The sequence below is a fragment of the Microcoleus vaginatus FACHB-2002 genome (assembly GCF_040004035.1).
Lineage (GTDB): Bacteria > Cyanobacteriota > Cyanobacteriia > Cyanobacteriales > Microcoleaceae > Microcoleus > Microcoleus vaginatus_C.
The window spans coordinates 16,546-40,139 of the sequence record NZ_JAMPLN010000007.1; the positions used below are offsets into that span (position 1 = coordinate 16,546).

Sequence of the window (23,594 nt, forward strand, 5' to 3'; positions counted from 1 at the left end):
TTTCTAGGGGTGGGAGTGCCTCTAGGAAGGCCGTTTTTGTTTCTTTTAATATGTCATGCGGAAGATACAGAGCCGAGGAATTTAGAGTTATATTTAGATTGTGGAGAAGCTACGCTGAAAAAATCGCAAAATCAGACGCCAATTCTACCCATTGAGTCCTGAATGCACTTGCAGTCAGAAACCCGGTTGCTTCATAAATATAGCGTCTTCAACCGTTCCGAACAACCTCTGCCGATCTTGGCATTCCTAGTCAGCACCTGTACAACATCGGAACGTGCAGTCAAGCGTCTTAACTGACTAATTTCATCTGGTCATGACACCATGATGTAAACGCCAGCATTATGCACTGTCGAAGGCGATTAAGTAACGAGTGAACAGGTTTATAGCCAAGCGTATCGCTTTCCTAACAAGGGAACGTGAACATTTACCAGGCCAACCTTACTGAGTAATAAAAGTGACAGAATAGCTCACAAATACCCCTCGGCAAATGAGGGGTAGATTTCCAATCTTCTACGCAAATTGACCAGACATAGCACGGATGTGCAGATATTTATTCACACAGCCGTCAACCAAGTTTTTTCTTTCTATAAAGCCAGTTTCTTTACCTAATTTCTGTGATTTATATATTTTACCCATTAAAAACCCATGAAAACCGCCAAAAATATTCAAAAAAAGTCTAAATTCCTCTCAAAAGCCAGAATAAGCAAACTGACACTTGCTCTGCAAATAGTCTTAATAAATATTTACTTTTTGCAAGCCAAAGCCGAAGGTCAAACAATTGTTCCAGCGGCGGACGCAACAGGCACTACCGTCACTCCCGCAGCCCAAAACGGAACTCCTGGGCAGCCAACTCGCTTCGATATTCAAGGCGGACAATTATCGAGCGATCGACAAAATCTTTTCCACAGCTTTACAGAATTCGGCTTGTCGGAAAATCAGATTGCCAACTTTATATCAAACCCCAACATTCGCAACATTTTAGCGGGCATAGGCGGCGGCAACCCCTCGATTATTAACGGCTTAATTCAAGTAACCGGCGGCAATTCTAACTTGTTTCTGATGAATCCATCCGGCATCATATTTGGCAACAGTGCCAGCTTAAACGTGCCGGCTTCTTTCACAGCAACCACCGCCACCGCTATTGGATTTGGTTCAAACTCATTTAACGCCAACGGTAGTAGCACTTACACATCTCTGACAGGCGCCCCCAATTCCTTTACTTTTGGAGCCGATCAGGCAGGGGCAATTATCAGCACGGCAGACTTAGCAGTTAAGTCAGGGCAGAACTTAACCTTGCTCGGCGGCACCGTTGTCAGCACAGGCAGCCTTTCTGCCCCAAACGGTCAAATTACCGTAGCATCAGTCTCCGGGACAAATTTAGTGCGTGTCAGCCAGCGAGGCAATTTGCTGAGTTTGGAAATCGAGCCGCCCTCAGCGACTAGCAGCACTGAAACATCCAGCACAGCTTCGACATTCTCGATCGCATCCTTGCCCGAACTGCTCACAGGCATCGGTGAAACGAACGCTACAGGCATCAGCGTCAATGCCAGCGGTGAAGTGGTACTCACGGCGTCTAACCGAGCCGTAGCTGCGGGGGACGTGGCACTAAAAGATGCAAACGCTGGGGCGATCGACATTCAAGCAGCCAACACCATTGCAGTCAGCGGAAACCTGACAACTTCCCAAGGCGGCCCAATCGCCCTAGAAGCTAGTGGCGACATTAGCACTGCGGATCTCGACTCCCACTCTGACACCACCGCAGGCGGCAACATCACCGTCACCAGCCGTACAGGAAAAGTAGAAACAGGCAATATCAACGCAAGCTCGATCGACAAAAACAGCAACGCCGGAGACGTTAGTATTGCAGCACCCTCAAGCAGCATTCAAACAGGGTTCATAGACGCCAACTCCGAGGAAAAACAAGGCGGCGAAGTCATCCTCAACGCCCGCAACGACATCGAAGTAACCCATATCAACACCGAAGGCCGAACAGCCGGAGGAGATATTGACATTACAGCCGGCGGTAATTTCCGAGCTACAGGCACTTTCACAAACGATAACCACTGCTTGTCGCAAGCTTGCAGCATTTCCGCATCCACTACTGTTAGCGCTAATGCTGGAGATATCACCATTCGCCACGGTGGCGAAGCCTCGAACACTCCTTTCACCGTCGGGCCCGACTATAACAAACTCAACGGTACTGCTGGCAGCATTGCCACTGGGGGTCCAAAGAAGGAAAATGTGATTACACAGGGAAGTTATTTCAGCCCCACCCCTCAGATAGTACAGCCGACCCAAATTAACATTACGGCTTCTTCAGTATCGCCAGCACCGACACCAGCACCGACACCAGCACCGACACCAGCACCGACACCAGCACCAACACCAGCACCGACACCAGCACCGACACCAGCACCGACACCAGCACCAGCACCAGCACCAGCACCAGCGCCAGCACCAGCACCAGCACCCGCACCAGCACCCGCGCCAGCACCAGCACCAGCACCAGCACCAGCACCAGCGCCCGCGCCAGCACCAGCACCAGCGCCCGCGCCCGCACCAACACCAGCGCCCGCGCCCGCACCGACACCAGCACCGACACCAGCGCCAGCACCAGCGCCAGCACCAGCACCCGCACCCGTGCCAGCACCCGCACCCGCGCCCGCGCCCGCACCAGCACCCGCGCCCGCGCCCGCACCCGCGCCCGCGCCCGCACCCGCGCCCGTGCCCGCGCCCGCGCCAGCACCCGCGCCCGTGCCCGTGCCCGTGCCAGCACCAGCGCCGACTCCCCCACAAGTATTCCTACCAACTCCAGCGCCAGCGCCAGCGCCAGCACCAGCACCAGCGCCCGCGCCAGCACCAGCACCAGCACCAGCGCCAGCACCAGCACCAGCACCAGCACCAGCACCCGCGCCAGCACCAGCACCAGCACCAGCACCAGCACCCGCGCCAGCACCCGCACCAGCACCAGCACCAGCACCAGCACCAGCGCCAGCGCCAGCACCAGCACCAGCGCCCGCGCCAGCACCAGCACCAGCGCCCGCGCCAGCACCCGCGCCCGCGCCAGCACCAGCACCAGCACCAGCGCCAGCACCGATCTCAAATTTGCCACCAGCACCAACGCCTGCGCCAGCACCAGTCTCAAATTTGCCACCAGCACCAACGCCTGCGCCAGCACCAGTCTCAAATTTGCCACCAGCACCAACGCCCGCGCCAGCGCCAGTCTCAAATTTGCCACCAGCACCAACGCCCGCGCCAGCGCCAGTCTCAAATTTGCCACCAGCACCGACAATTACTCAAAATCCAGCGCCAGTCTCAAATTTGCCACCAGCACCAACGCCCGCGCCAGCACCAGTCTCAAATTTGCCACCAGCACCAGCGCCCACGCCAGCGCCAGTCTCAAATTTGCCACCAGCACCGACGATTACTCAAAATCCAGCACCAGTCTCAAATTTGCCACCAGCACCGACAATTACTCAAAATCCAGTGGTTGCGCCTGCTGCTGCGCCGATAAATCTCGCACCGATACCGACACCGGAGCTCGCAGCCAACCAGCCACCCAGCACAAATCGTTTATTTTCGCCTAGCTTGCAAGAGCAAAACCAGATATCTAATTCGTTGCAACAGCGCATTTCACCTCCCGCATCTGCGAATCTTGACGCTTCCAATTTGCCAACTAACGTCGATGCCGTTATTTTTCCCGTGGAGGAGAGATTTACCAGGGAGTTTGCCGATTACCTAAATTTGCCATCAACAAATGCGATCGCCACTCTAGAAGATGCCCAAAATACCCTTCGCAGCGTCCAACAAGCCACAGGCATCAAACCAGCTCTCATTTATATCAGCTTTGTACCCAGGGGTTCTACAGTCGATCGGCCTTACAGCAGTTCGTCCATCTTGCGCGTAGAACAGCAAATCCAAGCCTCTGACGAACTGGAAATGATGGTTATTACCCCGGAAGGTGCGCCCGTTCGCCAGCGCATCCCTGGAACCTCTCGCGCCCAGGTAATGGAAGCTGTTCGGAAATTTCGCGATGAACTGACTAATCCGGTAAAGCGCAACACTAAAAGTTATTTGCCCTTGGCTCAGCAACTCTACCAGTGGATGGTAGCGCCGCTCGAAGCAGAACTGCAAGCCAAAGGCATTGAGAATTTATCTTTTATCTCAGATATGGGGTTGCGATCGATACCGATGGGTGCCCTGCACGACGGCAAAGGCTTTCTGGTAGAGCGTTACAGTGTTGGAGCGATGCCGAGTCTGAGTTTGACAGATACCAACGCCGCCAATTTCAAAAATACCCAAGTTCTGGCAATGGGGGCGTCGCAATTTTCAGAGATGAGTCCTTTGCCTGGGGTGGAAATAGAAGTATCGACAATCACCCCGCAGCAGTGGCCGGGCAAGTCTTTCTTGAACGAAGCTTTCACCCTGGCCAATTTGAAATCGCAGCGGCAGCAGCAGCCTTTTGGGATGATTCACTTGGCTACCCACGCCGAATTTCGATCGGGAGACCCCAGCCAATCCTTTATTCAGTTGTGGGATACTAAATTGCGTTTGGATCAGTTGCGGCAAATGAATTGGCACAGTCCGCAAGTGGAAATGTTAGTTTTGAGTGCTTGCAGGACTGCTGTGGGCGATCGAGAGGCCGAGTTGGGCTTTGGCGGGTTAGCCGTGCAAGCCGGGGTTAAATCGGCTATGGCGACTCTTTGGTATGTCAGCGACGAGGGCAGTTTAGGATTGATGGCGGAGTTTTACGGGCAGTTAAAAACTGCTCCGATTAAAGCAGAAGCACTGCGGCAAGCGCAATTAGCGATGTTGCGGGGAGAAGTGCGAATTGAAGGGGGGATGCTGCACACTTCTGTTGGCAATCTGCCGTTACCCCCGGAATTGGCAAACACGGCGAGTCAGAATTTCTCTCATCCTTATTATTGGTCTGCTTTTAGAATGATTGGCAATCCTTGGTGAGTCGATCGCCCACTAGCACCTCAACAACCGCCAACCACTCATAATTGCCACAAAAATTCAAAATCCCAAACCCAAAACTGCCCAACCCCAGTACGATCGATCTAGTTAGCAAAAATAAGTAAAAACACTACCGGAGTAATTTTTATGGATCTGGTCGTACTCCAGAACTGGCTGGACAACATCTCCTTTGCCATTTTGTTCTCAACAATGCTCATTTACTGGGTTGGCGCAGCATTCCCCGGCATTCCCTACCTGTCAGCCCTAGGCACCGCAGGAATGGCCGTCGCCAACCTATCCATCGCCGCTTTACTCGGTTCTCGATGGATAGAAGCCGGCTACTTCCCCTTAAGCAATCTCTACGAATCCCTATTTTTCCTAGTTTGGGGAATCACTGCCATCCACCTAGTCGCGGAAAATATGAGCCGTTCCCGCTTAGTAGGAGTAGCCACATCCCCCGTAGCAATGGCAATATCCGCCTTTGCAGCCCTGACTCTGCCCACCACCATGCAATCTGCAGAGCCCCTAGTACCCGCCCTCAAATCCAACTGGCTGATGATGCACGTTAGCGTCATGATGCTCAGTTACTCAACTTTAATGGTAGGAGCGCTACTGGCGATCGCCTTTTTAATCGTCACCCGCGGCCAAAAAATCGAACTTACCGGTAGTTCCTTCGGCACCAACAGCAACCGCAACGGCAACTACCGCCTCCAACGCCCTCAAAACCCCGAACCTCAAATTGCAGAAACCAGCGCCGACAGCGCATTAGCTTTCAGCGAACCCTCTTTCAACTCCAACAATAACGGTTTGGGCACCACCGCAGTGCTCGAATTAGCCACCGTTCAAACCCCATCAACCGCCCCAACTCAAACCGCAGAACTTCTCTCGCCCCAGCGATTGAATCTAGCAGAAACTCTTGATAACATTAGCTATCGCATCATCGGTTTAGGATTCCCCTTACTGACAGTTGGCATTATTGCCGGTGCGGTTTGGGCTAACGAAGCTTGGGGATCATACTGGAGTTGGGACCCGAAAGAAACTTGGGCGCTAATTACTTGGTTGGTATTTGCTGCCTACCTGCACGCCCGCATTACTCGTGGCTGGCAGGGAAGACGCCCAGCAATTTTAGCCGCCACAGGTTTTGTGGTAGTTTGGATTTGCTATCTAGGCGTTAATCTGTTAGGCAAAGGTTTGCATTCCTACGGTTGGTTTTTCTAATTCCCGATCCACCAATGGGCCACAGAAGAACAGGATAAGTCAAAGAATCGGGATTAATATCATCTCCGGTTGTAGGGTGGGCAATTCCCACCTTACTCAACCAGCGAGATTCTAATAATTAACTCCCTCTTTCTTCTTCCCTTTTTTTACCCATCGCAAAGTCGAAGGGCCTTCTTCCTTCTTCTAACTTCGGTCTTCCTGACCTCTGTCTTTACATCCGTTGCATCCGTTACAAAATCCGTTGCCGAACTTCCTTCCTTCATTAAAATAAGGACAATTAATATGGACGAATCGAAAATATTTCCCCAAGAAGACGATGTTGTGTCTGCCCCTACGAGCGCTTTGATGTATCAATGTACATTCAAAGTCAGCGAATTTATGGCAATTATGCAGGCGAAATTGGTAGACGAAAAATTATTTTCAGACGGTCTGGATTGCGAGCTATTAAGTGCTGGCAAAGACTGGACAAAAGGAAAACTTAGAATGCGTCTGGAGTTCATTCCGCTTGAATCTGAAATCAAAGAACAAAAAGCCCTCCCTGCCGCGGCCGAAAGATCAGACACCGTGCAAAACTACGCCGTAGATAGCTCAAATCAAACCGATATAGATGAGCCATTCAATCAATGTGACTCAACAGACATAAGTAATAATTTTCCTATTTCTAGGTATCCAGACCGCGACCCCCAAAGTATAGGAATGTGGAGCTAGGAAGGCAAAGACTGAGAGATTGGGAGAGGGGGATGCTTCCCCTTCTTTGCTCAAAATCCATCGGTTAAATTCCGTACACGGCTCGTTGTCTAACTTCCTTATTTTTGCTTAATGAAAAACTGCTCTCATGGCTGAATCTTCCAATTGGACGCACCTGCACGCTCAAGTTCACAGGACGCTGCTGTACAGACAAATATTGCCATCTAATCAGCGCTTGCTAGTAGCAGTATCCGGCGGACAAGATTCTCTGTGTTTAGTTAAATTACTGCTAGATTTGCAGCCAAAATGGGGGTGGGATCTAGCGATTGTTCACTGCGATCATCGTTGGCGTTCTGACTCGCAAGCCTCGGCCAATCATGTAGAACAATTAGCTAAAAGCTGGGGAATATCCTACTATTTGGAAACAGCTTCGGACATCCCCAAAACAGAAGCAGCGGCCAGACAGTGGCGATATCAAGCTTTAACCGAAATTGCGATCGCCCACAACTACCCCTACATTGTTACAGGCCACACAGCCAGCGATCGCGCCGAAACTCTCCTCTACAACCTGATTCGCGGCAGTGGCGCCGACGGACTTTCTGCCCTCACCTGGACACGACCCCTGCTCGATTTTCGATTGCCGATTGCCGATTTTAGATTGGGGAATTCGGGCGAAAATCCCAACTCCCCAATATCTGCCGATTTGAGATTGGGAAATCAGGAGGAAAATTCCCAATCTCAAATCCAAAATCTCAAATCTAAAATCTATTTAGTTCGTCCCTTGCTCGAAATAACTCGATCGCAAACAGGTCAATTTTGTCAAGAGCAAAAACTACCAATTTGGGAAGATTCCACAAATCAAGACTTGCAATATAGTCGCAACCGCATTCGATCGGAATTATTGCCTTATGTGGAAACTCATTTCAACCCAAAAGCCCAGCAAGCCCTAGCTCAAACAGCCGAACTCCTCCGCGCCGACGTAGAATATCTGGAACTTGCAGCCAGCGACTTGCTACAGCGAGCAATGTCTCCAATTGCAGACAGCCCGCAGGTGAATTTTCAACTTCCCGTCAAGTTAAATCGCCCGATTTTGCGGGAAGCACCCCTGGCATTGCAGCGACGGGCAATGCGGCAACTACTGCAACAAATATTGCCCTCGGCGCCGAGTTTTGAAAGTGTAGAAAAACTAACCAGCTTAATCGTAGCGCCCAACCGATCGCAAACCGATCCATTTCCTGGAGGAGCGATCGGTCGAGTCGAACACCCTTCGATAATTTTAGATATTAAATTTTAAGCTGTTATCAAACCCGAAAGCACTTGCCGCAACTCGGAAACTACCCGATCTTGCTCGTCTCCCGTCTCCTGCACCCGATCGAGTTCCCCCGCCACCGCTTCGAGCTTTTGGCGTAGCGCAGTCAAATTGTCCTGCACCGGCTGCAACATTTCTTGATAAACATTCACCCTGCCCCAGAGTTGCGCCACTGCACCTTTCTGGTTGAACAAATTCTGCTCTAACTGCTTGAGTTCGTAGCGTTTCGCCTCACTTTCCCCATTTTGGCGGTTGACATTTGCCTCAATTTGGGATACGGCTTCCCGCACCTGCTGAATTTCGTTTTCCAGTCTTTGCAATTCTTGGCTTTGCTGCTGCCGCTGAGTATTGAGCTGTGCGACAATCGGCCCCAAATCAATATCTCCTCGCTCTTGTTTGGGAGCATTAGCAGTACCCAGCCGCCGCCACAGCACCGCCTGATGCTGCTTTAAAACATCTTCCCGTTCCTGCAACCGGAGCCGCTGTCCCACCAGAGTTTCGTTTAACATCTGGTAACTTTCGAGTTCATCTGCCATTTCATTTTCCAAAGCCATGCGATCGTACTCGCTAGCAGCTTGAATTTTCCCTTGCAGCTCCTCGATTGTCTCCCGCTGCAGAGTCAACTCCTCCTCTTGATCGTTAACAAACCGGAACACCTTTTCCAAATCCTGTTGCAGGTGTTGCACCAGCCCCTGTAACTCATCAACAGGCATCTTCTCCAAAGCTGACACATCTACTTTCGGCTCCGTACCTGCAGCACCCGAAGCAGATGCGAGCCTGGAAACTTGCTGGTAGAGCTCCTCAACAGCCCGCACCTGCAAAGACACGGACTGAGCCTGATCCTGCTTAGCGCTGAGGGTACTTTGCTGCCCTTTAAGCTCCGCTCGAGCTTGCGCCAAAGCTTCTTGAGATTGGTACCACTCTTGCCAGCGGTTTTGGAGGCTCTGGTTTTGTCGATCGACCTCTTCTTGTTGCTGTTGAGCTATGCTTTGTTTTTGCTCCAACTGCTGCCAGTGCTGATCCAGAATTGCCTGCTGAGCGCCCACGGCACCAAAAGACTGATTCAGTTGTTCCCGCACCCCTTGGGCCGAAGCAATTGCCCCTCCCAGCTTCTGCATCAACTCCTGAATCCTCTGAGTCTGCTGCTCGTCAACTACTGCCCCCTGCGGAACCTCAGACTGCTGCTGGGCCACCCGTTGCTGCTCGCCCCGCAACTGTTCCCAAGCCGTCTCAATTTCCACACGACTGCGATCGACTTCTTCTCGCAGTCGGTTAGCTTCATCTCTAGTATTTTCAATTTCCGAGCGCTGAGCCTCCAGCCGCTCCAACTCCTCTTCCATTTGAGCCAACTGCTCTTCGCGGGCTTGCATTTCCATTTCCCGGCGATTGAGTTCCTGACTCGAAAACGTCAGAGAAGCCTTCCACTGTTCAATTTCCTCTTCCTTATCCTTAAACTTGTCCTGCAATCGCGAGAAATTTTGCAGAATGCTCACCAACTGGCGGGCCGCCTCCTGAATCCGCTGCACTTGCTTGCTAGCGCTCAGCTCAACCAGCACCAGCGTGCCGTCGTTAAACTTATTAGCTTCCTCAACTGGGATCGCGTCATCGCCTGGTACGGCGCTCCAGTTATGTTCGCCCCGCTGACAAGCTAGCAGTTTCAGTTCAGCCTTACCGCCACCGAGACCAAAGCCGCTTCTCTGTTTTTGTACTTCCGCTAGATACAGCACACTAATAGTCCTCTGCTTCGTAAAACCTATCCCAACTTACTTTAAGTTACTTAAAGGCCTAAAAGATAAGTGGTGTTTACTTCCTACGCTGTTGGGTAGACGGCTAATTCCAACATAAGTAGGCTATCCCCCTTAAGCCAAAGGTTCTTGACTAAACATAACACTGCGTGTGATCTTTAGTCAACTTACCTAAAGTAAACAAGTATAGGCAAGTAATGATAACTTTTTGCCACTTAAGTCTTACTTTTTGGTATCGTTTGCCCAATCGGGGGATAGCATTTTTTTCTAACTTTTCTTCAGCACTTACGCATAGCACGTCCTCACGGGAGAACTTCCAGAAAGTAAGGCTGCCGCCAGTTGTCTGGAGGAATGAGAGAGCAGTACCCATGCCGCGGGATTAAAGACTAGCTCTCACTGCGGAGACTGCCATAGCCCAAACCTGAAAAAGGTCAGTTTTTGAACCTCCCCACGTCTAAAGCCGGGGGATTCTTGCCCACCTTCTAGACGACAATGGGACATTCAAATATGGCTCTACTCACTCAAACAACTTTACTTCTCCCGGAGCGCAGACTTGCTGAGTCCTTCCTATTTTTAAGGTTGAACGTGACCTATGCTGCAATTATTTGCCCTTTCACTATTCCGAATTAATCGGATTAGTGCGTTGCCGGGGTTGCTCGCCGTCTAGGATATTTCAATGGGTTGAAAGTTATTCTTACTCTGGCGAATCGCTCTCTGCCAATTATACCACTCTGGTTTTAGCAACACAATCGTTTCACGAGACTTAAAAGTCCCTACCGACTGATCCCCAGGTCTAACTCCCATGTCGTTAGCCCAGGGCTTGCCCCTGGCGCTTCGATCCAAAAGTTTGTATTGATTTTACAACGCTTTAGTTATGGGTCGATCGTGAGAAAAGCCGTTGCAGCCCCCAAGCGTGCGCCTTGCTCCGGCGGACTAGGGATTTGAACCGCGCTGCCTTAGAATAAGGTAATGACGCGAGCCTATGACGCTCGCCACGGGCGAGCAAAAAGGTCGATCGGCACTGAGGGTTTTCCTGACAATTGCCAACAAAGGTTCATTTTGACTGCACCTGATTTTAGGGCTGTGGCAAACCCAAAAAAACCTCGATCGCAACTCATCCAACCCAACAGACTAGCCTCACGTTCCCATCGGGGCTCGATCGGCACTTGCTGCTGGTAGCAGCGGTAAAACCAGAGAATCCTCGGTATTTTGAAGTTGACCTACGCCAAGATGTGCTGGATAAACGGACGGCATACTCAGCCAAAAACTTCAAAACTTTGGCTATCGAAGACTTGAACCAGTCGGGAATGCCAGCGTTGCACACTCGAAGAACCCGTGCCATCGTGCGATGTGGATTCTACGAGTTTACGCAACAGTGGGAATACTAAGGTGAAACTCTACACTTAGAGAATGCCGCGAGTTTTGCGGTTTCAGCTTGTGGACTGGTAGCGCGGCCGAGGAGCGGCAGCAAGTATCGCCCTTTCGTCAATTCCCAATTGTGAGATCGGCATCAGCGCGTAAATTATTGACGGCAACTAAAGTCAATCTTTTCGCCAGCACACAGTCTTTCCGAGCTCAGACGCCAACGGTTTTAAGGAGGATACTTTAGCTGCATGCAGGGAAATTTGAGTGAAATAGACATCCGCAGCATCCTGCAACTGATTGAGTTAGGTCAGCGAACCGGAGAACTGTTCGTAGAGGCCTACACCTCCACCGGCAGCAGCACGGGTACTCAACCTACCCCGCGCTCCCTTGCAGGACAATCCTGGTATGTCTTCTGCTTCAACGGTCAGATTATTTACGCTACCCAGAGTGCGGGCAGTTTGTTTCGCTTGCGCGACTACCTGCGCCGCTACAAAGCAGATACCGCCCTCGACAAAATCCAAGTTCCCTATATGGCATCTACCAATGCCCCAGAATACGGCTACCTATGGGCTCTGCTAGAAAACCACATCCTCACCCCAGCTCAAGGGCGCAACATCATCCAGAGCATGATCCACGAAACCCTATTTGACTTGCTCAGTCTCCACCAGGGTTCCTTCACTTTTGAAATGGGCCCAGCTTTGGCTCCTCAACTGACCAGCTTAGAAATTAGCTCGCTGCTGGCCAAGATTGTCAAACAGGTGCAGCAGTGGAAGCAGTTTCACCCTCACATTCAGTCGCCCAACCAATGCCCGGTGATTTCAGACCCCTCCGAGCTGCGAGTCGCGCTGCCTGTCAATACCTTTAATACTCTCAGACGCTGGGCCGACGGGCACACTTCGATCCGCCAAATGGCGCGCTACCTCAACCGAGACGTGCTCACTGTCGCTAAGGCGATCTACCCCTTTGTGCAGCAGGGATTGGTGCAAGTATTTTACGAACCCTCTGTTGCCCCCACCAACAACAAAAAAGAATGGTCGTCCCCAGAAACCAAGGTTCCCAGAGTTGTCTGTATTGACGACGACAATACTATTCGCAAAACAGTCGAGTCAATTTTAAATGAACACGGTTACGAAGCTACTACGATCGGCAATCCCCTCCAAGCATTGAGTTTGGTGTTTCCACTCAAACCCGATTTAATTCTGTGTGACATCGCCATGCCGGAACTCGACGGCTACGAAATTTGCGCTATGCTGCGTAGTTCTAGCGCTTTCCGGCAGACGCCGATCGTTATGCTGACGGGCATAGACGGATTTATCGATCGCGTTAAAGCGCGCATGGCCGGAGCTACAGACTTTTACACGAAACCTTTTGGTGAAAGCGAGTTATTGATGCTGGTAGAAAAATATGTGGGCCCGGGCTACCCTCGGGTCAATCTCTCGGAAAGATTATTAGACCGCTCGCTAGAAGACCACTTAGAAGAAAAATAAATTTCGCACCCATGCCATGAGGGGAGCTTTTTTGTACCTGCGGTTAGATCGAGTCTCGGCTGCCACAAAGAGAAAGCTGGGGGTACTATTGGCGATCGCACCATAAACTAGAATGTATTAATCCGCGCGCTGGCATAAGGGCGTCGGTAAAACTCTGTTCAATTTCTAGGCCCAAGTGGGTCTAACACGCTCAAAGTGCAAATATAATATACTTGTTCTCCACTTGCAGCCGCTCCGAAAAACTGATGCACAGAGCTACTTATTGCTAGGTATTTCTGTACAAAGTCAGAGAGTGCAATTGTCAGTCTTAAGTGACTCCGTTTATGATTGTCGCGACACCAGCCATGTCAACAACTCCTCGCTAATCCGAGTATCGGTTTAGCATTTATCGCAGAAATTACCCAGAGTTTTACCAATTGAGACGGCGGTGGGAGTACAAAGTGAAGCTTTAGGGGTTTCAAATTAATTGTTCGTAGTCGATTTGAGCTAATGTGCCAGCAAAGGTCGCGCGAATTTAGTGATGGCAGTCAATTATTGACGGAGAAATTTTATTGCCAAGGATCTCAGGCAGTCGCGCCATTCACCCCTTGGCTGTGTCAAGCTTGGCTGTGTCAAGTTTCGACCATCGAAGTTGGATCGGGTTATTCTTGGCGGGAAACCTCAACAATTTGCTAGAAATGCAGGTGTCAGAATTATGATTAGCGGTAGCCCAGACTTTATATTACCAGGACTAGGCGTAGATCCGGCTCCGGAATTCCAAGAACTAGAAACTCCCGAAGGCGAGCTGCACCTGCGGTTCTACGTTCCTTCGGGGAACGAGTTCGCACTGCCAGCGACAGGGATTAGAGAGGTACTCTCCCCGTCCCCAGACCGCATGACACCGATCCCCAACGTTTCCTCTTTGCTTTTAGGTACGCTAAATATGAGAGGACGAGTGATTTGGGTGGCAGACCTCGGCCAATTTCTGGGAGACCAAACACCTCTGAACACAGATAGACCCGAAATCCCGATCGTGGCTGTGGAAGACCAAGACACGATTTTGGGGCTGGCAGTCGATCGAATTGTGGGGATGGACTGGCTCGACGTAGAGCAACTGCACTCTCAGAACAATGCACCAGACGGCATGATTCCATTTCTGAGGGGAGAATGGATGTTAGGTGCACAAGCTCAGAAAGTGCTCCGACTGCTAGATCAAGTGAAAATTCTGCGCTCGGCGCGGTGGGCAGCGTGAAATCGATTTTAGATTTGCGATTTGCGATTTTCGATTGGGGTCTAACCATCAACAGTCACACGACTTGAGGCGCGCATCTAAACATTCTATTCAAGATAAAAATCAAAAATCTCAAATCTAAAATCTAAAATCCAAAGAGGGCGGCAAATGGCAACAAGTACCAACTTTCAGCAGGACTACCAACGGGCAGAAGCGGCCTACATGGATGGCAATTATTCCGAAGCCGCAGCCCTAGTTTATCAATTAGTAGAAGATTTTCCCGAAGACCCCAGCGCTCGCCTGCTGTGCGGACACATTTACTGCTACGGACTGCAACAGTATGAGGTGGCGCGGGAACAGTACACGGTTGTGCTAGGCCTGAGTGACGACCCAAGTTTGGTGGAACACGCTCACAACGGAATTACCTACACAGACCAATTTTTATCTGGAGAGCTGCAAACGGAAAATTTCGAGGCTTTGTCTGCTGAAACTGAATTAGAATTCTACCCAGACTTATCTCTTGATGAAGGGTTAGAAGACCCGGATTTGGGACTTTTCCAAGGAAATTCACCCTCCCTTTCCTATACAAGTCAATCCCCAGACGACATGGAAAACGAGGACTTGGCAGACTTGGGCATGAGTGGCTTGGGCTGGGAAGCAGAAGACGACGATGGCGGAGGCTTAGTCCCAGATTTAACCTCACATTCTAACCCGTTTGGTGGCGACAGCGGCGGAATGGCAGCTTATGCTGAGACCTCCGACTCGCTAGACGACATAGACGAGTTTGCCGACTCGGGATTTGGAGACCCTTTTGCCTTAGATGATGGAGGGTTTGATGCTGCTGACGTGTCTAGCAGCAAAGCGTCTGGGAAAAGCCCACCTTACTCAGGAGATTCGTTTTCCGAAGCTCCGACTCAGATGCTCAACGGTCAAAGTTTTGCCTCTTCAGAAACCGGGAATTCCTTCGACTCGAACCAACTAGACTCCCCCATCGGGCACTCGGACAATTTTGGCGAACCTTTTGCTGGGCTCGATTTGCCAGACGAATTCGACGATAACTCCGACTACGACTACCAATCCCCGCCCCAGAGCGGCCAAAATTACGGTCATAACGCACCTCTGGCCGAAGAGGAAGACCCGTTTGCCGAGGCGATGCCCTCGTCGGGTTTCGGGTCTGCTCGACCTCAAAACAAACAGCCGAATAACGGGTCGGACTACTCGTCAAACTATTCCCTGGCGGAAGACGAAACGCTGTTGATGGGAGGTGCTGTCCCCAACTCTCAAAGTCAAAGGTCGAGCCGGGGACAATTTAATTCAGTCGATCAAGCTTCCGCCAACAGCAACGGTTACAGTGACTCGGAACCCCCGGCATTTAGCTCTAGAGACAACTTCGAGTTAGATGCTTTTGAAGACGACGCTTTTAGCGATTCTTTCTCTTTCGACGAAAACGAACAAGCGACAGCTTTCGGGGCGTCCGACAAGAACAATAGCGGCTGGTCGTCAAAAGCAGGGAACGGTCAAGAACACAGCGACTTTTTAGACGAATTTGACGAGTTTGACGATTTGGGCAATTTGCCGGACTTTGATATCTCAGAAGATGCCACCAGTTCGATCCTGACTAGAGGTAACACCAATTTCGGCAACTCGACCAGCGGCATGATGGGAACGACAGGCAGCAGCCTGGACTTTGACAACAGCGATGGCTCAGCAATTCGGGATGACGAAATATTTAGCATAAGCGGCCCGGCTGATGCGTCTGTGCCGAGTTTTTCTCCCACCGAAACAGAAGCGCTCGATACTTCGGTAACAGTAGAACAGGGGGGACTGGCTTTCTTGGAAAATGCCCCTTTGTTTACAAAACAGTTGTACACGGCAATCGGGGCGGGACTGGTTTCTCTGGTAGCTGTGGCTTTCGTCACGAACATTGCCTCCTATCAAGCTCTGCGGCAAGACAAACCGGAGGCGATCGTTTACCTGCGCCAAACAGGCTGGGTAATGACCGCAGCCGCAGGCTTTACCAGCTTTTTAACTTCTTGGGGCATCGGCCAGTTGATCGCCAAGCAGGTACGCAAGTCGTCGGATAATTTGCAAGCTCAGTTCGATGCCGTATCTCAAGGAACTTTGGATGCTCGCGCTACCGTTTACTCGGAAGACGAATTTGGCAAAATGGCTGCTAAATTCAACCACATGGCGAAGGTCATCCAAACCACGATTAGCGATACCAGGCGCAAGTCTGACGAGCAGGAACAGGCAAAAGAAGACTTGCAGCGCCAAGTGATTCGCTTGCTAGACGACGTGGAAGGAGCGGCCCGGGGTGACTTGACGGTGACTGCAGAAGTGACCGCAGACGTTTTGGGTGCGGTTGCTGACTCGTTTAACTTGACAATTCAAAATCTGCGCGAAATTGTCCATCAGGTGAAGCAGGCGGCTCGGGAGGTCAGCAAAGGCGCTACAGATAGTGCTAAGTTTGCGGGCGATTTGTCTTCCGACGCGCTGCGGCAAGCTGAGGAACTGGCGGCAACGCTGAATTCGGTGCAAGTCCTCACCGATGCGATTCAGCGGGTCGCAGAAAGCGCTAGAGAGGCGGAAGAAGTGGCCCGGGGCGCGGCGGCAACGGCTCTGAAAGGGGGCGAGGCTGTGGAGCGGACGGTGGCCGGGATTTTGGAAATTCGAGAAACGGTAGCAGAAACCACGAGAAAAGTCAAGAGGCTGGCGGAAGCTTCTCAAGAAATTTCTAAGATTGTGGCTTTAATTGCGACGATCGCCTCCCGGACGAATTTGTTGGCCCTCAACGCCAGTATTGAGGCGGCGAGAGCTGGGGAAGCGGGCAGGGGTTTTGCGATCGTGGCAGACGAGGTGCGACAATTGGCAGACCGATCGGCTAAGTCTTTGAAAGAAATCGAACAGATCGTGATGCAAATTCAAAGCGAAACCGGCGCGGTAATGACGGCGATGGAAGAAGGGACGCAGCAGGTTATTGAGGGGACAAAATTGGCAGAACAGGCGAAGCGATCGCTTGAAGATATCATTCAAGTAACTAACCGAATTGACGTGTTAGTGCGATCGATTACTGCCGACACTGTAGAGCAAAACGAAACAGCTCGCGCGGTAGCTTCTGTGATGCAAGCTGTCGAATTAACTGCTCAGGAAACGTCCCAAGAAGCGCAGCGAGTTTCGGGTGCTTTGCAAAATTTGGTGGGCGTTGCTCGCGACCTTTTGACATCGGTGGAAAGATTCCGAGTAGAAACAGCAGAAAGGCAGTAATCAATTGTCTAATGCTTTTTTTGCTGGCTGATTTACAAGCACGTTAGTGTGGCAACAATGGCCGACAAAAAGCAACCTCGCAGTCTTGAAACCGCTGCGGGGATGCCAATCCAACACCTAAAGGAAGTAGGAGTTGCACAGATGGACGACAACATAGTAGAGGTTATTCCTGGTATATTTGGTGAAATACAGCCGACGGGCTGTATTATCTCTACCCTAACCAAAAACAGCAGGGGCTATGCCAACAAAAGACTTCGCATTAACGGTGAATGGAAAACGCTGACTGTTCACCGTTTAGTATTAGAAAATATCTTAGAGCGTCCGATTAGACCGGAATACTTGGCTTGCCACACTTGCGATGTCCGCAACTGCATTAATCCCAACCATTTATGGGAAGGTTCTAGACTGGAAAATTCTCAAGATAGGTTTAAGAAAGGACGAATTAAAGATGTAGGAAGTACATCAGCCCCGAAACCTCAAAAACAACTGCGAGGCCAAGAAATAATTCCCGGTATTCGGGCCCAAATACAGCCGAACGGCTGCATGATTTGTACGTTGGCTAAAAGAAGTGATGGTTACGCCATTAAAGCTACTAGAATTAATGGCAAAACAAAAAGTTTATACGCTCACAGACTTGTACTGGAACACAAACTGGTAAGGCCTGTCAAACCCGGTTATTTTGCGTGCCACAGTTGCGACGATCGCGGTTGTGTCAATCCAGACCATTTGTGGGAAGGAACCCCCGCCGATAACTCCCGCGATGCTATAGAAAAAAACCGCTTTCCTTTCGTTCCAGGCAAGATATGTCCTAACCGCAAACTCAAAGCCGAACAAGTGCAGCAGATTCGCTATCTTTTAAGTGAGGGCATATCGAAAGCAAAAATAGCCAGGACATTTGCCATATCTCGTAGCCAGATTATTCTCTTGGCAAGGGGCGAGATATACAGAGACCTTCTCTAGAACTACTAACATAGACCCAATACAATAACGCTTAAAATCAGGAATAAAACTATGCTGCCGGAGCAACAACAGAGGATAATGGGCTACTTTATTGAGGAGGCAAAAGACCACCTCAATACGATCGAACAAGGCTTGCTGAATCTGCAAACCACGATCGAAGACCCAGAACTGGTCAACGAAGTATTTAGGGCCGCTCACTCTGTCAAAGGAGGAGCAGCAATGCTGGGGCTGACCAGCATTCAGCAAACAGCTCACCGACTAGAAGATAGTTTTAAAGTTTTAAAAGAGTGCAGCGTTAAAGTAGACCAACAGCTAGAATCCCTTTTCCTGCGAATTTTTGACACATTGCAAGGGCTCTTAGAGCAACTGTCGGGGCCTTTTGGACTGACAGAAGAATTGGGAGAACAGATGGTTCGAGAATTAGAACCAGTATTTGAAGAACTCAACGGGCACTTGGGGGGACTCGTTGGACACGGAGAACACCATGCAGACGAGAGCTACGCGATGTCAGTACCCGAACCAGTTATGGCGGGGATGGGAGTCGGGGCGTTGGCCTCATCAAGGAGTATTCCGGATTCGCGCTCAGTTTACGCACCTGATGCCAGAGCAACAGAAGACAGCGCGCTGCTGCTAGTATTTGACTCAGACGTGCCGGCGAGGATGCGGGAACTCCTGCAAGAGTTTAAACAGCCCGAGGGACCAGAAAGCAGGCGACAACTCAAGAATATTTGTCGGAATTTGCTCAGGGCAGGGGAAGAATTTGAACTGCCCTGCTGGATAGAATTGATCCAAGCTGTATCCAAGGCGATCGCCAACCCAGAAAATAGCTACCGAACCTTAGCCCCAACGGTAATCAAAGACATCAAACAAGCGCAAGAACTTGTAATTTCTGGTCTAGAATCGTCGATCGCACCAAGCGCAAAACTTCTGGCGCTGCAGCCGGCTGTTTTGGTTCCAGAAACGGATTTTGAAGATTTGCTGGCCTTCGCTCAACCGAGTAAATCCGGGACAAATGTGGTTTCGGTTGAGGATGAGGCGTGGGATCTGGTGGGATCGGGCGATTCCACGGATGGATTGAACAAGTTGCTGCCGACTATTTCTGGGCTGAGTATAGACGAGCTGTTCGACCAACTAGACAGTGGCGACAGCAACGATGACAGTGGCATTCGATCTGTCCAGTTCGACGAGGATTCAGCCTTCGCAGAATCGGATATGGAGACGGGTGCTTTTAGAGGCTCGACCCGCAGCGGCCCGGAAGTGGGCGCGGCAGAACTCAACACTTTAGCTGACTTGTTTGACGGCGAGTCCCCGGAGCTCGACGGCGCTTGGGAAGAAGAAGAAGACCTCGACTATGCACAGTCTTCTGGGATATCGGCGGCGGGAATGCTGGGGTCAGACGATGACAATTCCGGCGATTTTACTGATTTGTTGTTTGACGAATACGATGCGGAAACTTCCGAAACGAACACGAAGCCTCCGATTGATGACCTGACGAGTTTGTTTGGGGAGGATTTGCTGTTTGGAGAAGAGGCAGATGGCTCGGCAGTAGCTGCCGGTCAGAAAAATGGGGGTTCGAGCCAGCGGTTAACTCGCAAACAACTTAAAACGGGTAACGGTAGGAACGGTTTGGAGCGACGAGAAGACACGGTGGCCCCAGCCAGGGGACAAGCGGACGAAGATGCTCTCGGTACGCTTTTGGACGAAGTGGCGGCCCAAACTTCTGCTGGTGTTACGGAGGATGCTGATTTCGATAACTTGTTCGGCGATTTAGGCTTATCTGAGGCAACGGGTGTGCCGGCAGTTTCTTCGGAGTCTTCTCTGAAATCGGAGGCTTTAGACGGAGAATCGAAGGAGCCTGCAGCAGGGGGGGGCAATAATGATTCAGCGGATGCCGAAGCGTCTGCTCTCCCTGAAATGGATGATTTCGAGTTGTTCTCTGAGGTTGGCGAGGACTCGGATTTGAGCGAGCTGTTGGGGATTACTTCTAATTTCCTTTCTTCAGAAGACGAAGGTGGGGAGAACGGGGGCGATCGAGATCAAGCTGCAGGCATCCCACAAAATGAGGAAATGGGCAACGTTCTTAACATGACATCAAATTCTGATTTAGATATCTCTGCGGATGAAAACTGGCTAGAAGATGCTTTCGGCCTGGAAGACGAGTCTGTGCAATCGCTCAACCTGGAAGTGGACGATACGGATTTAGATGCGCTGTTTGGGGATATGACCTCGGGTTCGATTTCTGAGGATGAACAAACTGTGCGGGATGGCCAAGGATCGGCTACTTCCCGAGAAGCGGCGGATTTGGCTGAGCTGTTCGGTTCTGTACCTACGGGTACTGAGTATGACGGAGAAGCTTCGGGGCAAGCCCGTGGGGGTTGGCGGAATGATGGGGATTCAGAATTGCTGAGTGCGGATGTGGGAGTTGAGGAGGGCGACTTGGGGAGTTTGTTCGAGAACAATGGTGCCGCTGTTTCCGACCAAGACTTCGACCAAGACTTGACAAATTCGGCAGAGGTTGAACTTGGGGCTTTGTCCGATGATCGTCCTGAGTCGGAAATTTCAAATGTCGAATCTGATGAGGGCGCAGTTTTCGATTTCTTGGAGGATATGTTTGCCGAAGGCATGGTGCAGCAGCCAGATGCTGGATCGGCGCCAGATGACGGTGCGGCTGTGGATGTGAAGGAGTTGTCTGCCCAGCCTGCCGAGGGTTTGTTCGACGAGGTGGGTGCGGATTTGTTCGATCGATCCGAAACAGATGGCGCCGGGGAGTCTGAGGGCGAAGATGATTTGTTTGATGCCCTAGAAACGGATTTTTTAAGTGCGGATTTAGAGCCACTGCCTGCAGAATCTCTCGATGGTATGTTTGATGGCGATGCTGACTTGCTCTCGGCGATGGAAACCGGGGCTACTCTCAACAACCAAGAGTTGGAGGGTTTTGATGATTTGTTGGATTCGATCGATGCTGAGGTTCTGGTGACTTCGGAACTGACGACGGGCTTTTGGGACGCTGAGGACGAGTCGGGCGAGGCCGATTCCTCGGAGTTAGATGAGGGGTCGCTGGCAGACTTTTTTGCCGAAGGCGAATCAGGCGAGGAGGATGCCGAAGGCAATTTTGACGATTTAGAAGCACTGTTAATTGCAGGGGGTGCTGGAGCTGTCATAGCAGCTTCTGGCAGCACAAATCAGAGTCCGGTAAATACAGAAGTTTTCTCGGATCTCGAAGAACTCCTCAGCGAGAGCGCAACTATGCCAGAAATTCCTGCACCGGCGACAACTGCTAGTAAAGCTCCGCGCACTGCTGCCGATGAGAGCGACGACGAATTTGGCGATTTGGAAAAACTGCTGGAAGATCCCAAGGACAGCGGCCGCCAAGGGGAAGGCAATATGGGGCCGTCGGCGATCAACAGACCCAGGCGCAATATGCGCGCGGGCGGGTTCGGCGACCAAACGATGCGGGTGCCGATCAAGCAACTGGATAACCTCAGCAATTTGATGGGGGAACTGGTGGTAAACCGCAACAGTTTGGAGCAAGACCAAGAACGGATGCGGCAGTTTTTGGACAATTTGCTGCACCAGGTAACGCTGCTGAGCGATGTGAGCCAGCGGACTCAGGATTTCTACGAGCGGAGTCTTTTGGAGATTGCTTTGCTGGCAAACCGTCAGGGACACCGATCGGCCTGGCGCTCTGAGGATTCGGCCCACACCCGGGAAAGTGCCTGGAGACCGGAGGAAATGGACAGGTTTACTCCTTTCCACAGTTTGGCTCAGGAGATTATCGAGCTGATCGTGCGGGTGCGGGAGTCGGCGGCGGACATTGAGTTTTTGGTGGATGAGGCGGATCAGGTGACTCGCCAACTGCGGCAAGTCACGACTCAACTGCAAGAAGGTTTGACTCGCGCCCGGATGAAGCCGTTTGCGGAGACGACGGACAGGTTGTTCCGGGCGGTGCGGGAAATTGCGATTAAGTGCGGGAAGCAGGCTCAGTTGCAGGTTGAGGGTAAGGAGATTTTGATCGACAAGATGATTGTGGATCAGCTATATGACCCGATGACTCACTTGGTGAACAATGCCATTACTCACGGGATCGAAGCGCCGGAGGTGCGTCTGGCGGCTGGGAAGCCTGCTGTCGGCAGGATTACCATTCGCGCTTTCCACCAAGGGAACCAAACGGTAGTTTCGGTTTCTGACGACGGGGCGGGAATTGACCCGCAACGGGTGAAGGCGAAGGCGATTAAGCAGGGTATGCTGACGGCGGCTCAGGCTCAGAGGATGTCTCGCTCGGAAGTTTACGATTTGCTGTTTATGCCGGGTTTCAGCACTCAGGAACAGGCTACGGAGTATGCCGGCCGGGGAGTCGGTATGAATGTGGTGCAGACTTCCTTGCAGGAGATTCGCGGTACTGTGTCGATCGATTCAACCATCGGCAAGGGGACTGTGTTTACCATCCGTTTACCTCTGGTGTTGAGCATTTCTAAGGCTCTGACTTGCATTAGCGATCGAGCTCGCATTGCTTTCCCGATGGATGGGGTCGAGGATATGATCGATGTGCCTCGCGATCAGGTGACGACGGGGGCAGACGGTTTGCCTTGCATTGAGTGGCGGGGTCAAAGCTTGCCGTTCCGGCCGCTGCGGGATTTGCTGGCCTACAACCGCCATTTGGGACGGGGCAGTGTTTACGGGTTTAATACTGACGATGACATGATTTCGGTGATCGTGCTGCGGTCTGCTGGCAATTTCTTAGCGGTGCAGGTGGATCAGGTTTCGACGGAACAGGAAATTGTGATCAAGCCGTTGGAGGGGCCGGTGCCGAAGCCGATCGGGATTGCTGGGGCCACGGTGCTCGGGGACGGTCGGATCGTGGCGATTGCGGACGTTCTGGAACTGATAGATTTGGCTACCGGAAGGCTGCGGAAGGACACTGGCGGTACGCTTTGGGATGAGAGCGAGAAGGCTACTAAGGAGGCGGAAATCGAGAAGACTGAGCCGACTGTGCTGATTGTGGATGACTCGATTACGGTACGATCGCTCTTGTCGATTACTTTCGAGAAGTCTGGCTATCGCGTGGAAGAAGCTCGCGACGGTAAGGAAGCTTGGGAAAAGATGAAATCTGGTCTGCCTTGCGATATCGTTTTCTGCGATATTGAGATGCCGAGAATGGACGGTTTGGAACTACTTTCTCGGATGCAGAAAGATGCTGTTTTGTGTGAATTGCCGATCGCGATGCTAACTTCTCGCGGTGCTGACAGACACCGCCAAATGGCTTACAGTTTGGGCGCGAAGGGCTATTTCACTAAGCCTTATTTGGAGGAGCAATTGCTTGATGCTGCTTCTCGGATGTTGAAAGGTGAGGTTGTTGGTGCTCCGGTTGGTGTGTAATGTGTAAATCTGCT

General features: G+C 51.3%; 12 protein-coding genes. 11 read left to right on the forward strand and 1 reads right to left on the reverse strand.

The window, feature by feature from the left end:
• Positions 1-645 precede the first annotated feature (645 nt).
• The 4 genes from NDI35_RS08270 (at position 646) to tilS (ending at position 8,158) form a co-directional block, all read left to right on the forward strand.
• Complete coding sequence (locus NDI35_RS08270; RefSeq protein WP_445312309.1) at positions 646-4,962, forward strand: CHAT domain-containing protein; 4,317 nt, start codon at positions 646-648, stop codon at positions 4,960-4,962.
• Between the two features lie 144 nt (positions 4,963-5,106).
• Positions 5,107-6,177, forward strand: coding sequence for a c-type cytochrome biogenesis protein CcsB (gene ccsB / locus NDI35_RS08275; RefSeq protein WP_445312310.1), 1,071 nt, complete (start codon positions 5,107-5,109; stop codon positions 6,175-6,177).
• Between the two features lie 282 nt (positions 6,178-6,459).
• On the forward strand, positions 6,460-6,885 hold the full coding sequence (locus NDI35_RS08280; protein WP_445312311.1) for a KGK domain-containing protein: 426 nt from the start codon (positions 6,460-6,462) through the stop codon (positions 6,883-6,885).
• A 127-nt stretch (positions 6,886-7,012) separates the two neighbouring features.
• The gene (gene tilS, locus NDI35_RS08285) at positions 7,013-8,158 is read left to right on the forward strand and encodes a tRNA lysidine(34) synthetase TilS (RefSeq protein WP_445312312.1); all 1,146 of its coding nucleotides are present in this window, start codon (positions 7,013-7,015) and stop codon (positions 8,156-8,158) included.
• Here tilS and hmpF read toward each other — a convergent pair.
• Positions 8,155-9,900: a pilus motility taxis protein HmpF gene (gene hmpF, locus NDI35_RS08290; protein WP_445312313.1), complete on the reverse strand. Its 1,746-nt coding sequence runs from the start codon at positions 9,898-9,900 to the stop codon at positions 8,155-8,157. The genes tilS and hmpF overlap by 4 nt on opposite strands.
• Positions 9,901-10,887: 987 nt before the next feature.
• On the opposite strand from hmpF, the gene NDI35_RS08295 reads away from it, so the two are divergent.
• The 7 genes from NDI35_RS08295 to NDI35_RS08325 all read left to right on the forward strand — a co-directional run bounded on the left by NDI35_RS08295 (position 10,888) and on the right by NDI35_RS08325 (position 23,580).
• Entirely contained in the window at positions 10,888-11,097 is a 210-nt protein-coding gene (locus NDI35_RS08295; protein WP_445312314.1) for a hypothetical protein, read from the forward strand.
• Positions 11,085-11,306, forward strand: coding sequence for a hypothetical protein (locus tag NDI35_RS08300; protein ID WP_445312315.1), 222 nt, complete (start codon positions 11,085-11,087; stop codon positions 11,304-11,306). Before NDI35_RS08295 ends, NDI35_RS08300 begins: the two co-directional genes overlap by 13 nt.
• A 225-nt stretch (positions 11,307-11,531) precedes the next feature.
• A complete protein-coding gene (locus NDI35_RS08305; protein ID WP_445312316.1) occupies positions 11,532-12,770 on the forward strand; it encodes a response regulator in 1,239 nt (412 codons plus the stop codon).
• A gap of 697 nt (positions 12,771-13,467) precedes the next feature.
• Positions 13,468-14,001, forward strand: coding sequence for a chemotaxis protein CheW (locus NDI35_RS08310; protein WP_190661936.1), 534 nt, complete (start codon positions 13,468-13,470; stop codon positions 13,999-14,001).
• 147 nt (positions 14,002-14,148) lie between these two features.
• Positions 14,149-17,244: a methyl-accepting chemotaxis protein gene (locus NDI35_RS08315; protein ID WP_445312317.1), complete on the forward strand. Its 3,096-nt coding sequence runs from the start codon at positions 14,149-14,151 to the stop codon at positions 17,242-17,244.
• Positions 17,245-17,301: 57 nt separating this feature from the next.
• Complete coding sequence (locus NDI35_RS08320) at positions 17,302-18,204, forward strand: helix-turn-helix domain-containing protein (protein WP_445312318.1); 903 nt, start codon at positions 17,302-17,304, stop codon at positions 18,202-18,204.
• A 51-nt stretch (positions 18,205-18,255) separates the two neighbouring features.
• Complete coding sequence (locus NDI35_RS08325) at positions 18,256-23,580, forward strand: hybrid sensor histidine kinase/response regulator (protein ID WP_445312319.1); 5,325 nt, start codon at positions 18,256-18,258, stop codon at positions 23,578-23,580.
• Positions 23,581-23,594 lie beyond the last annotated feature (14 nt).

Excerpts from the sequence above, each read along its gene's own strand:
- NDI35_RS08315 (WP_445312317.1), top strand. The coding sequence starts at position 14,149 with ATGGCAACAAGTACCAACTTTCAGCAGGACTACCAACGGGCAGAAGCG.
- NDI35_RS08295 (WP_445312314.1), top strand. The coding sequence starts at position 10,888 with ATGACGCGAGCCTATGACGCTCGCCACGGGCGAGCAAAAAGGTCGATC.
- NDI35_RS08325 (WP_445312319.1), top strand. The coding sequence starts at position 18,256 with ATGCTGCCGGAGCAACAACAGAGGATAATGGGCTACTTTATTGAGGAG.
- tilS (WP_445312312.1), top strand. The coding sequence starts at position 7,013 with ATGGCTGAATCTTCCAATTGGACGCACCTGCACGCTCAAGTTCACAGG.
- ccsB (WP_445312310.1), top strand. The coding sequence starts at position 5,107 with ATGGATCTGGTCGTACTCCAGAACTGGCTGGACAACATCTCCTTTGCC.
- NDI35_RS08270 (WP_445312309.1), top strand. The coding sequence starts at position 646 with ATGAAAACCGCCAAAAATATTCAAAAAAAGTCTAAATTCCTCTCAAAA.
- NDI35_RS08305 (WP_445312316.1), top strand. The coding sequence starts at position 11,532 with ATGCAGGGAAATTTGAGTGAAATAGACATCCGCAGCATCCTGCAACTG.
- NDI35_RS08280 (WP_445312311.1), top strand. The coding sequence starts at position 6,460 with ATGGACGAATCGAAAATATTTCCCCAAGAAGACGATGTTGTGTCTGCC.
- NDI35_RS08320 (WP_445312318.1), top strand. The coding sequence starts at position 17,302 with ATGGCCGACAAAAAGCAACCTCGCAGTCTTGAAACCGCTGCGGGGATG.